Source organism: Rhodococcus sp. ARC_M12 (genome assembly GCF_022810385.1).
Lineage (GTDB): Bacteria > Actinomycetota > Actinomycetes > Mycobacteriales > Mycobacteriaceae > Rhodococcoides > Rhodococcoides navarretei.
Map to the genome: position 1 here is coordinate 76,205 of NZ_JALGQI010000004.1, position 11,580 is coordinate 87,784.

Annotated in this window: 13 protein-coding genes; 9 read left to right on the top strand and 4 right to left on the bottom strand. The window is 62.3% G+C overall.

Going from position 1 to position 11,580, the window contains the following annotated elements; translation table 11 throughout:
* Positions 1 to 154: 154 nt before the first annotated feature.
* Positions 155 to 397, top strand: coding sequence for a hypothetical protein (locus MTX35_RS06985; protein ID WP_243594276.1), 243 nt, complete (start codon positions 155 to 157; stop codon positions 395 to 397).
* 34 nt (positions 398 to 431) lie between these two features.
* Here MTX35_RS06985 and MTX35_RS25975 read toward each other — a convergent pair whose 3' ends face one another.
* Complete coding sequence (locus tag MTX35_RS25975) at positions 432 to 1,148, bottom strand: IclR family transcriptional regulator (RefSeq protein ID WP_243594277.1); 717 nt, start codon at positions 1,146 to 1,148, stop codon at positions 432 to 434.
* A 250-nt stretch (positions 1,149 to 1,398) separates the two neighbouring features.
* On the opposite strand from MTX35_RS25975, the gene MTX35_RS06995 reads away from it, so the two are divergent.
* The 3 genes from MTX35_RS06995 (at position 1,399) to MTX35_RS07005 (ending at position 5,132) form a co-directional block, all read left to right on the top strand.
* On the top strand, positions 1,399 to 2,715 hold the full coding sequence (locus tag MTX35_RS06995; RefSeq protein WP_243594278.1) for an MFS transporter: 1,317 nt from the start codon (positions 1,399 to 1,401) through the stop codon (positions 2,713 to 2,715).
* Between the two features lie 74 nt (positions 2,716 to 2,789).
* A complete protein-coding gene (locus MTX35_RS07000; RefSeq protein WP_243594279.1) occupies positions 2,790 to 3,854 on the top strand; it encodes a serine aminopeptidase domain-containing protein in 1,065 nt (354 codons plus the stop codon).
* A 36-nt stretch (positions 3,855 to 3,890) separates the two neighbouring features.
* Positions 3,891 to 5,132 carry a homogentisate 1,2-dioxygenase gene (locus MTX35_RS07005; RefSeq protein WP_243594280.1) on the top strand — a complete coding sequence of 414 codons (1,242 nt, stop codon included), beginning with the start codon at positions 3,891 to 3,893 and terminating at the stop codon, positions 5,130 to 5,132.
* Positions 5,133 to 5,278: 146 nt separating this feature from the next.
* On the opposite strand, the gene MTX35_RS07010 is transcribed toward MTX35_RS07005, so the two are convergent.
* Genes MTX35_RS07010 through MTX35_RS07020 form a run of 3 tightly spaced genes read right to left on the bottom strand, consistent with a single transcriptional unit; the run spans position 5,279 to position 8,096 of the window.
* The gene (locus MTX35_RS07010) at positions 5,279 to 5,917 is read right to left on the bottom strand and encodes a GntR family transcriptional regulator (protein WP_243594281.1); all 639 of its coding nucleotides are present in this window, start codon (positions 5,915 to 5,917) and stop codon (positions 5,279 to 5,281) included.
* Positions 5,918 to 5,927: 10 nt separating this feature from the next.
* Complete coding sequence (locus MTX35_RS07015; RefSeq protein WP_243594282.1) at positions 5,928 to 6,863, bottom strand: hydroxymethylglutaryl-CoA lyase; 936 nt, start codon at positions 6,861 to 6,863, stop codon at positions 5,928 to 5,930.
* A gap of 9 nt (positions 6,864 to 6,872) precedes the next feature.
* Positions 6,873 to 8,096 carry a CoA transferase gene (locus MTX35_RS07020; protein ID WP_308198108.1) on the bottom strand — a complete coding sequence of 408 codons (1,224 nt, stop codon included), beginning with the start codon at positions 8,094 to 8,096 and terminating at the stop codon, positions 6,873 to 6,875.
* 252 nt (positions 8,097 to 8,348) lie between these two features.
* Here MTX35_RS07020 and MTX35_RS07025 point away from each other — a divergent pair, with 252 nt between their 5' ends.
* The 5 genes from MTX35_RS07025 (at position 8,349) to MTX35_RS07045 (ending at position 11,558) form a co-directional block, all read left to right on the top strand.
* Positions 8,349 to 8,642: a 2-hydroxycarboxylate transporter family protein gene (locus MTX35_RS07025; RefSeq protein ID WP_243594283.1), complete on the top strand. Its 294-nt coding sequence runs from the start codon at positions 8,349 to 8,351 to the stop codon at positions 8,640 to 8,642.
* A 182-nt stretch (positions 8,643 to 8,824) separates the two neighbouring features.
* Entirely contained in the window at positions 8,825 to 9,184 is a 360-nt protein-coding gene (locus tag MTX35_RS07030; RefSeq protein WP_243594284.1) for a 2-hydroxycarboxylate transporter family protein, read from the top strand.
* A 7-nt stretch (positions 9,185 to 9,191) separates the two neighbouring features.
* A complete protein-coding gene (locus MTX35_RS07035; RefSeq protein WP_243594285.1) occupies positions 9,192 to 9,347 on the top strand; it encodes a hypothetical protein in 156 nt (51 codons plus the stop codon).
* A 386-nt stretch (positions 9,348 to 9,733) separates the two neighbouring features.
* Entirely contained in the window at positions 9,734 to 10,594 is an 861-nt protein-coding gene (gluQRS, locus tag MTX35_RS07040; protein ID WP_243594286.1) for a tRNA glutamyl-Q(34) synthetase GluQRS, read from the top strand.
* Between the two features lie 103 nt (positions 10,595 to 10,697).
* On the top strand, positions 10,698 to 11,558 hold the full coding sequence (locus tag MTX35_RS07045; protein ID WP_243594287.1) for a hypothetical protein: 861 nt from the start codon (positions 10,698 to 10,700) through the stop codon (positions 11,556 to 11,558).
* Positions 11,559 to 11,580 lie beyond the last annotated feature (22 nt).

The window sequence follows — 11,580 nt, forward strand, 5'->3', positions numbered from 1 at the left end:
CCCAAAACGCGCCCTCATCCACGGACCCGGACCACCCCAGCAGACGCCCCGCCGCAGCCACGCGAAGGAATCGCACCGGGACAAACACGCCCTGGCGGAGCTCCTGTCGCGGCATCCGGCGGCGCGGGGTGTGTTGCGACGGGGTGCCCGTGCGATGGGTGTGGACGACCGCAACGATTTCGGCGGCGCTCATTCCGGCGGCGGGCAGCGGCAGGTGGCCCCATCGAGTGCCGCAGACCACATCAACACCGAGCTGTTCGACGCGGTGAACGCGGGTCGAACGACCGACTGGGGACTGGTACCCGTTCGTAGCCATCGACGCGTTGCAGGCCGAGAATCCCGTGTGGACCGAGGCCGTCATTCGCCTACATTCGAGCCAGGTGCAGCAGCACCTTGAAAGAAACCTGACGCACAGCGCGGGCTGCAGCCCACTACTTCAAGAGCGCAGCCACCTCCGAAGTAGCGTCCACTAATAGTTGAACCCATTCGTTCATCTGTGCGGCTCGGCTTGCGGGAACTGCAATCGAGATGCTTCCCAGCACACCACGATTGCCGATGATCGGGGATGCGACGCCGGCTACGCCGACGAGAAGCTGGTCGTGCGTAAAGGTGTACCCGCGCGATCTCACCAAGTCGATGGCGTGACGAAGCGCGTCGGGGTCGGGCGCTGACGTCATCGCGGAGTCAATAACGTCGCCGTCCGAGAACGCAAGGATTGCTTGTGATGCGGCACCTTGGTGGAGGGGAATGCGGTGGCCGATCTCAAACTGAACTCGCAGTACGTGCGACCCCGTCTGAACCTGGTCAACTGCCACAGCCGACGGCTCAGGGCCCGTCAAGTCCGGAAGGAACAGGACCACCGTCTCGCCCGTGAGATCGCCGAGCCGTTCGATGATCGGTCGGGCTACCTGTTGTACGTCCGGCTCGATCGAATCGGCCAGTCGCAGCACCGCCGCGCCAAGAGAGTAGATCGCCGCGCCGTTGTGACGTCGGACGAAACCCCTGCCGTGCAGTGTTGCAAGCAGTCGGTGCACCGCGGTCCGGTTCATGTCGAGCGCGCGCCCGAGGTCGGCCGGGGACTGATCGGGGGTCTCTCCCAGCTGTATAAGAATTCGCAGAGCTTGGTCAACCGTCGACGAGATATTCACGATGGACCTACCACGCCATCAGCGGACAGGGTCAAGCAATTCGACATCGTCAACGCTCCCCTCCCCTGCTATCGCGGCGACGGCTTCTGTTCTGTCACGCTCGAACGATCGTGCCACATCCGCAGTTTGCTCACATCGATCGAATATTGAAGCGCTCACAGTTTGCTCATTGACTCCGAGAAGTGATGGACGTTACAGTCGGAAAGTTCAAATAATGACCCCAGGCAGTTCATATTTGGAAGGACCGTCGATGGCCGAACCGCAGCAGATTCAGGCATCACCAGGAGCACCTCCCCGCCAACCGCCCGGCAAGGTCCTGCGTGCGGGAATCCTCGGGACAGTGGTCGAGTACTACGACTTCGCGATTTACGGGTTGATGGCCACGATCCTCGGTGCCAAGTTCTTCGCCGAACAAGACGAGGCGACAGCGCTGCTGGCCACCTTTGCGACGTTCGCTGTCGCATTCTTCGTCAGAATTCCTGGTGGAATCCTCTTCGGACAAATCGGCGACAAGTACGGCCGCAAACCAGCACTCACGGGCACCATCGTGTTGATGACCGGTGCGACCGCATTGATCGGCGTCCTACCGACTTACGTCACATGGGGGATCTGGGCCACAATCGCTCTTGTGCTGTGCCGCACGGTTCAGGGCTTTGCGGCGGGCGGCGAGCTGGGCGGGGCAAATGTTCTGGTCGCTGAGAGCGCTCCCGCAAAGCACCGCGGTTTGTACACCGCACTGGTCAACACCGGCGGCACTCTCGGTTCGCTGCTCGCGTCCATGATCGCGTTGCTACTCGCTACCAGCGTGTCGGAGGAGGTTCTCTACGACTGGGCCTGGCGGGTAGCGTTCCTGATCAGCGTCGTACTCGGAACGGTCGGTTTGTGGATCAGGCTGACGCTGGAGGATTCGCCCGAGTTTCGGGCTGTGCAGGCCTCCGATGTGGTGGAGGTCCACAAGACTCCCGTCCTAGCGTTGCTACAAACTTCCCGCGCGGAAGTTGTCAAAATCATCCTGATGCTGGCCATCGGCACCGGCGGATACTACGTCGGCTCGGTCTACTCCACGTCATACCTACAAACGCAGGGCGATCACAGCCCCAGTTTTGCCTTTCTGTGCTCGTGTATCGCCGTGGGAGTCGGCACCATGTTGCTCCCCGTGTCAGGTTTGCTCAGCGACAGGTTCGGACGGCGACCGGTACTGATCGGCTCCGCATCGGTGGGCATCGTCGTGGCGCTCCCCGCATTCACAATGATGGGTTCCGGCAGCGTCCTTGGCGCCATTGTCGGTCAGACCATCCTCTTCGGATCGGTATGTATGGTCAATGGCACGGCAATGACTACTGCGATCGAAATGCTCACTGCCCGTGTGCGTTACTCCGGTTTGGCTCTCGGCGTCAACACCGCCAACACTCTTCTCGGCGGCACCGCCCCCTTCGTGGCAACCCTTCTCATCACATGGACAGGCAGCCCGCTCGCGCCAGCGGGCTTGTTCGGATCGCTCGCTCTCTTGTCGTTGATCGGCGCTCTCTGGATCGACGAGAGCCGCGGAAGGGAACTCGCACTATGAATAGCGATAAGGAACTCCTCGCAATACCCATGCAAGCAAGCGACAGTATCGACGTATATTCCGGCGTAGCCCGGATGGCAGGGAAAATATGGGGAGCGCTGCACCGCGCTCCGAGCGGTGCCCGCACCGCAGCGCTCATTGTCCACCCGACGTCGAATTTCATGGGCCACTACCTCCTCGAGACTTTGGCGTCGCGCGGCATAGACGCGGTGGGACTGGCCACCAGATATGTCGGCAACGACAGCACGCTCACCATGGAGAACTGTGTGCTCGACGTCGGTGCCGCAGTCCGGCACCTAAGGGAGCGCGGTTACGACAAGGTCGTACTGATCGGCAATTCCGGTGGCGGCGGCCTCGCAGCGATGTACCAAAGCCAGGCCGAGAACCCGACCATCACCGCAACTCCCGCAGGCGATCCACCGGACCTCACCCGCGCCGATCTACCGCCGGTCGACGGGGTACTGCAGCTGATGGCCCACCCCGGCCGCGCGCAGGTGCTCACAGATTGGATCGACCCAGCCGTTGTGGACGAGAACGATCCGTTCAAACGCGACGAGGACCTCGACCTGTTCAGCGGTCGGTTCGCCCCACCGTTCGATCGCGATTACCTTGTTAGGTACCGCGACGCGCAGACGGCTCGCAACCGACGGATTACAAGGTGGGTGCGCGAGCAGCTCGCCGAGCTGAGCCGTCAGGGTGGGAAGTTGCAGGACCTGCCCTTCGTCGTCCACGGGACGACGGCCGATCCGCGCTTTCTGGACGTAACTGTGGATCCGTCCGACCGACAACCGGGCACCATGTGGGGCCCCACGCAGGTTGCGAACATGATGCCGGCCTCGTTGGCCCACTACAGCAGCTTGCGTTCCTGGTTGTCCCAGTGGAGCATCGACGACTCGAATTGCGACGGCAACGAACACATATCGCGAATCACTGTGCCTACGTTGATCATGTACGGCACAGCCGACCAAGTGTGCTTCCCGTCGTATGCAACCGGCATGTTCGACGCAGTGCAGCACGAGAACAAGCAACTGACCGCAGTCGAACAAGGGCTCCACTACCTGTCGGGGCAACCGGAAAAGGTTGCATTCGTCGGCGACACCGTCGCAGCGTGGCTCCGCGATCACGAGCTGGCGTGCTGACGTGCAACTGCCTCGACATGATGGAAGGAACTGAAAATGGTGTACTACCGCGCCGTGGGTGAGATTCCCTCGAAAAAACACACGTTGTTTCACGCGCAAGACGGCACGCCGTGTTACGAAGAGTTTATCGGCGAGGAGGGCTTCTCCTCCACCGGATCACTGCTCTACCATCGCGGTGTGCCGTCGAACCTCGTCGACTCACGCAACTGGGCACTCGGTGATTTGTCGACGACAGTCAACCACCCACTCGGACCGCGACACTTCGAACTACCTGAACTGTTCGCCCACGACGAATACAAGGGCAGCGACCTCGTCCGCCACCGCCGTCTCATCCTGTCCAATGTCGACGTGCGCATCAGCTACGTGGTTGCGGACAGTCCAAGTGTGCTGTACAGCAACGGTATCGGCGATGAAGTGATCTACATCGAGAGCGGAAGCGCGATCCTCGAGAGCGTGTTCGGACGCATCGAGGTCGAGGCGGGCGACAACGTCGTCATCCCCCGAGTCGCCATCCACAGATGGATTCCCCTCAGGGTTGACGAACTCGGTCCGCTCAAAGCGTTCTGCGTCGAAGGCTCTGGGCACATCCGTTTTCCCAAGAGGTACCTCAGCGAATTCGGACAGTTCCTCGAGGGTGCGCCGCTGTGCGAACGCGATATACGGGTACCGCAGGGTTCGACAACCGTCACAGGCCCAGAAGCCGATGTCGACACCGATGTGTACGTCAAACACCGCACTTCCTCCGGCGTTTTAGGCTCGATCGTCACCTACGACCATCACCCGTTCGACGTGGTGGGCTGGGACGGTTGCCTCTACCCCTACGCGTTCAACTATCGAGATTTCTCACCGATTACCGGAGAGATTGTTCAACCACCCGTCGCCTACCAGATATTCGAGGGGCGCAACTTCGTCATCTGCAACTTCGTGCCGCGTCCGCTCGAATACCACCCTGCAGCGATCAAGGTGCCCTACTACCACTCCAACGTGGACTCGGACGAGGTGATGTTCTATCACGCTGGAGAGACTGCTGCAAGGAAAGGTTCGGGGATCGCGAACGCGTCGGTGTCACTGCATCCCGCCGCCTACACGCACGGCCCGGGGCGCCAGGCATACCTCGACTCACCGCAAATGACCGAGAGCAACGAGATGGCGTTCATGGTGGATACTTTCAGCCCTCTCGAACTCGGGGAAGGCGCACTAGCCAGCGACGATCCGAGCTATGCGTGGCATTGGTCCGGAAGGCATTCGACGACGCCGGGTACAGGCGGAGTGCGATAGCACAGAATTCCTCTGCGTGCGTTGGAGGCAATAGGGAACCGCTCGGACCGCGCTTACTGACGATGCCGTGCCAGTGTTGAGTACTGCGCGGCGGAGCATTCACGAACAACGGAGCGGTCCGTCTCCGAAGTGTTCGCCAGTTGCGGCTAATTCGCTGCCGGACTTTCGACGGTCTTCAGCGCACTGTGATATCCGCATCGTATGTGGGAGCGCATGATTGCCTCGACCCACTCGCCGTCCTTGTGTTTCAGCGCGTCGACGATCTCGAGGTGGTGCAGTGCGCTGCGTACCAGTTCGGCCGGTGTGTAGTTGCCGAACGTCCGGGACGCGACCATCGGTTTGAGCATCCCCAGCGACATCTCGGCCATCCGCCGGTTGGGGCATCTCGACAGGATCGATGTGTGAAACTCGTTGTTTACGAGGGCGATATCGGCTACCGTCGCCGACCCGGTGACCATCCCGTACATGGTCTCGGCCGATACGCGGAGCTCAGTAAGGTCGTCGGCCGACAGGTAATCCATCGCCAGCCGCGCCGCTGCGGGCTCAAGCAACGAGCGAGCGGAGTATGCAGCCTCCACCGACTCGGGCGAATACGCGTTGACCCGAGCGCCCTTGTTCTTCTCGATGACGACGACGCCGGTGTTGGCGAGGGTCTTGAGAGCCTCGCGGATCGGGGTGCGACTGACGCCGAGGCGATTAGCGAGTTCGACTTCGTTCAGTTTTTCCCCGCCGTCGTACTGCCCGGAGACGATCAGTTCGAAGATCGTGTCGCTCAGCTCGGACATGGCCACACTGTCATGCAGGCCATTGTGCATCAGCGAGTTCATGACGGGTGCCACCGCGGGAGACGAACGAGTACGACGGGATACCGGTGTAGGTCTCGACTTTCTGCACCACCATGAGGAATGCTCCGAGGTCGATACCCGTGGTGATGCCGAGTGATTCGAACAGTACAACGAGATCTTCCATCGGCGCGTTACCGAGTACGGACGGATCGCCGGGGAACCACATGTCTCCTCCGAGTCCGCCGAACGAGCCTTCAAGCCAATCGGCGCCGGCGGCGAGGCTAGCGAGGGCGTTGACGGCCGCATGTCCGTTGCGATTGTGCAGATGTACGCCCACCGGCATGCCCGGGTAGCGACCCTTCACTCGCCGCACTCCGTCAGCGAACTCGGTGGGTGTCTCCATTCCGGACGTCCCAGCGAGGTAGAGGGAGTCTGTGCCGGCCTCGACTACCCGCGTCACGACGTGGTCCAGCTCGGCCACGTCGACGGCCCCGCGGCACGGGGAGAAGAACGCGGTGGCGATCGCGGCGCTGACCGTCTTGCCGGCTCGATGCGCCTCGACAACAATGTCGTCGAAGTCCGCCAGCAACTTCTCCGGCGTCGCGTTCTGATTCTTCAGCGCCATGCCCGGGTCCACCGGGATGACGGCGACGATTTCGTCGATGCTGGTGGCGCAGGCCCGTTGCGCGCCGCGCACATTGGGGACGAGTGCCTTGTAGCGAACGCCGCCGCGCCGCGGCGCTTCGGCGATGAGGCGCTCTGCATCAGCGAACTGCGGCAGCACTTTCGGATGCGCGAACGAGGTGATCTCGACGGTGGTGAACCCGGCGTCGAGGACACCGGTAAGGATGTCGAGTTTACGGTCGGCGCTCAGGACGTCGAGGACTGCTTGAAGTCCGTCGCGCAGGCCCGACTTCCACGAGGTTGGCGGACGCCAGCAGTTCACCGAAGATCATCAGATGGTTCCGGCGGCGCGCAGTGCGTCGACGTCGTCGTCGCTGTATCGGCCAACTGAGGTGAGTACGTCGCTGGTGTGTTCGCCGAGTCTGGGTCCGGGCCAGCGGACGCTGCCGTCGGTGCGGCTCAGCCGCGGGAAGGTGTTCTGCATCGGGACCTTACCGAGGGTGGGGTGGTCGGTGGTGATGATGGACTCGCGGGCGATGAACTGCTTGTCCTTCAACATGTCCGAGGGCCGGTAGATCTTGCCGACGGGCACGGCGTGGGCGAGGAGGAGGTCTTCGAGGCTGCCGCTGTCGTGCTCGACCGTGAACGCGGCGACCATGTCGTCGAGCTCTTCTTGGCGTTCGCCGCGGGCGCGGTGGGTGCTGAAGCGCGGGTCCGTTGCCAATTCTGGTTGGCCCATGGCTTTGGCGAGGCGGCCGAACACCGTGTCCTGGTTCGCGGCCACAAGAATCCAGCCGCCGTCGGCGGTCGGGTAGACGTTGCTGGGCGCGACGTTCGGCAACACCGCGCCGCTGCGTTCACGCTGATATCCGGAGATCACCCATTCCGGCACGATGGATTCCATGATGCCGAGCACGGCCTCGTAGATTGCGGAGTCGACCACCTGGCCGCGGCCGCTGCGTGTGCGTTCGTAGACCGCACCCAACGTACCGAGAGCAGCGAACACCGCGGCTAACGTGTCGCCGATCGAGATGCCGACGCGTGACGGCGGCGTCATCGGGTCGCCGACGACGTACCGCAAGCCGCCCATGGCCTCTCCGATGGATCCGTAACCGGCGCGCGAGGAGTACGGTCCGGTCTGCCCGTATCCGGACACCCGGGCGAGAATCAAACCCGGGTTGGCGGCGGACAGTTCTTCGTACCCGAGACCCCACTTCTCGAGTGTTCCGGGCCGGAAGTTCTCGACGACGATGTCGGCCTGGGCGATTAGCCGTTTGGCGACGGCCTGCCCTTCGGCGGTCCGCAGATCGACGGTGATGGACTTCTTGTTTCGGCCCACGACCGACCACCACAGCGATTCACCCTCCGGCATACTGCGTCCCCACTCCCGCATCGGGTCACCCTTGCCGGGCTGCTCCAACTTGATTACCTCGGCGCCGAGGTCTCCGAGAATCTGACCGCAGAACGGCCCGGCGATCAGCTGTCCCATCTCGACAACCCGGAGGCCGTCCAACGGTCCCGTGGTCCTTGCATCGTGACCTGCAGCTACGGACACTTCCACTCCTAGTTGTATGCAAACAACGCAATAGTTGTAGGTTTAGAGCAGGCTGAAGCTCCGTATGTATACAATCATATCCACGCCGTGACTCACAACACATAGCTTGAGTAAGCAAGTCCAGACGGGCTTACGCCCTGTCCAGCCCGAACCCCCCGGTCCAGACGCGCTCAGCTCAGGAGAAATCGTGACCACAGCACGTCCGGCCGAACCCACGGTCGACCCCACCGGCGGTGGCGAAAAAAGCCGGTCATGAACGCCGCCCTCGGGCTACCGATGAAGTGGTTCGTACCCATTGCGCTTCTCGTCGTGGTCGTCGCATATCTGTTCACGCCGGCCGGGGGCATGACCGCCGGCTTCGCGGTCACCATCGCAATCGGTGGTCTACTCAACGTGATCGGCAACGCGATCCCAGGTTTCAACCGCATCGGCGGCGGCGTCATCCTCGCCATCATGGTTCCAGCGGTACTGCTGAGCTACAATCTCATTCCCGAGAGCACGTCGACGGCCATCGCCTACTTTTACGACCTGTCGGCGTTCGGTTAATTCGTCGTCGCAGCCCTGATCGTCGGCAGCTCCTGCGCATGGACCGCGAACTGCTGATGAAGGCAGGATCGCGCATCACCATCACCATCTGCTTCACACTGTTCGGCCTGATCGGTCAGATCACCGGCTACGGGCTCGGCAAGATGCTGTTCTAAGTCGTCGACCCGGTCCTCGGCGGAGGTGTGGCGGCAGGAGCAATTCCGATTTCGGAGCTCATCGCCACCAACAGCGGAGGATCCGCGTCGGACAATCTGTATTTGCTCGTAACGGCCGTCGTGGTCGCCAACATTATCTGCATTGCCGCCGCGGGGCTGCTTGCGTTCCTCGGAAAGCGTAAGCCGAACATGTTCAAGAACTTCAACGGCGACGGCGAACTGGCGGTCGGCAAGCCGAAGCTGAGCGTTACCGGCGTCGGCAAGCCAATCGACCCCGCAGACGCGATCCGCAGCACGATCATCGGTTGTTCACTGCCGGACCGCTATTCATGGTCGCCGACGCCATCTCGAGTTTTGTACCGTCGATCCACAGCTACGTCTTCCTGATTGTGCCGTGCGCAGCGGCGAAGATCTTCCTACCCCTGCCGAACTTCCTGGCGCAGGGCGCGCCGACCTCTGGTACAAACTCGTCGCCAACGCCTTCATTCCCGCAATCCTGGCGTCCGTCAGCAGCGTAGCGATCGACTTCCAGGACGTCATCGCGACGTGATCGACGGGCGAATCCCCCCCGGACCCCCACGCTTCAGGGCCAGAATTGTATCCCTCCGACTTCAAGTATGTTGTGGCACAAGCAATCACATCGTCTTTGACAGGGCCCGCGGCCCACCCGGCGGTGTTCTGTATTGCCTTAATGTCGATCCGCAGGTGGCGTTTGTCCCGATGCAGCCTCTTCCTACAGCCACAGCAACAGCAACACTGCATCTCGTGTATCCCACATCCGGTCTGCAGACTTACCCATACAGGGAAATTGTGCTGAGCTGGTGTTTTAGCAACACGGTGCGGAAAATGCAATTTACAACGCCTACATCTGTTCGGTCGTGGGCGAACTCGGATTACGGCTTCGGTCCCCAACACACCAGAAACTAAGCTGCTCCCATGCCCGCCGGACGCTTCGCTCCCAGTCCCTCCGGCGATCTCCATCTCGGCAATCTCCGCACCGCACTACTAGCCTGGCTCTTCGCCCGCTCCACCGAACGAAAATTCGTCATGCGCGTCGAAGACCTCGATCGCGTGAAACCCGGCTCCGAGCAACGCCAACTTGACGACCTCGCCGCCATCGGACTCGACTGGGACGGGCCGATCATGCGGCAATCCGAGCGTCGGGAAATCTACGACGCCACGATTCGCACGCTTTCCGCCGCCGGGCTGACCTACGAATGTTTCTGCACGCGTCGGGAAATCCTGCAAGCCGCATCGGCCCCACATGCACCCGACGGCGCGTACCCGGGAACCTGCAGGAACCTGACCGCAGACCAGAGAGCAGCGAAGGACCGACCACCCGCCATCCGATTGCTTTCGCAGGTAACCGAATTCACCATCGTCGACCAACTGCACGGACTCTTCCGAGGCCAGGTGGACGACTTCGTCTTGCGCCGATCCGACGGCGTCCCCGCCTATAACCTCGCCGTCGTCGTCGACGATGGCGCGCAAGGCGTCGACCAGATCGTGCGCGGCGACGACCTGCTCACCTCCGCGCCGCGGCAGGGTTACCTCGCCCAACTCCTGGGCCTGACCCCCGCGACGTACATTCATGTGCCCCTCGCTCTGAACGTCGAGGGCAAGCGTCTGGCCAAGCGTGACGGCGCTGTGACGCTGCGCGAGCGGCCCGACGCGTGGTCGCTCATCACCACCTCGCTCGGCGTGCCGAATGCGAAGAACGCCGAGGAACTGCTCGAACAGTGGAAGCCGACGCTGGTACCGCGCGAACCGTGGGTGTTCGACCCCGCGAATACCTGACCTACCGACCGATCGAGATCACGTTGCAACGCGACAGGACCCAACTGCGCACGAATCGGACGTACAGTGACCGCGACAACTCATCCCGAGGGAGAAGGACACCATGACCTCAGGCGGCTACGACCCCGACAAGGATCCACAGAACCCCGGTGGTTATCCCCCGCCGCAGGGCGGCGGCTACCCACCACCCGGCAACTACCCACCCCCTGCGCAGGGCAACTACCCACCTCCGGGCAGCTACCCGCCTCCTCCCGGCGATTACCCCCAGCAAGGCGGCTACCCACCACCCGGTGGTTACCCACCGCCCCCGCAGGGCAACTATCCACCGCCACCGGCGTTCGGTGAGTCACCTATGCCGACGCAGCTGTCCGTGGGAACGGCCATCGGCTACGCCTTCAACAAGTTCAAGGACAACGCCCTCGTCTGGGTCGGCATCGTCCTGATCGCCGCGATCATCCAGGGCGTCTTGAACGTCGTGTTGAGCTCCGACAACGTCGTCTTCAGCCTGATCTTCAGTGTCGTCGTCGGCGTCGTCGCGCTCCTCATTCAGGCGGCACTCGTCCGCGGCGCTCTGCACGAGGTGGACGGGATCAAGCCTGCATTCGGGTCCTTTTTCCAGTTCGGCAATGTTGCCGCCGTCATCATCGCCGGCGTCCTCGTCGGCATTGCCACCAGCATCGGCTTCGTCCTGCTGATCATCCCTGGCATCGTCATCACGTTCTTCACATGGTGGACCTTCCAGTTCGTCATCGACCGCGGCGACGAGCCGATTCCCGCCATCAAGGCAAGCGCTCAGGCGATTGCCTCGAACGGTGGAACCCTTTTCGTGCTGGCCCTCGCCCTGGTCGGCATCAACATTGTCGGCGCACTCCTGCTCGGCATCGGCCTGCTGGCCTCCATCCCGATCACGATCATCGCCGGCACCTACGCCTACCGCGTCACCGTGGGTGGCCGCGTCGCCTGACGTGCAATCCGCCTCGATGGGC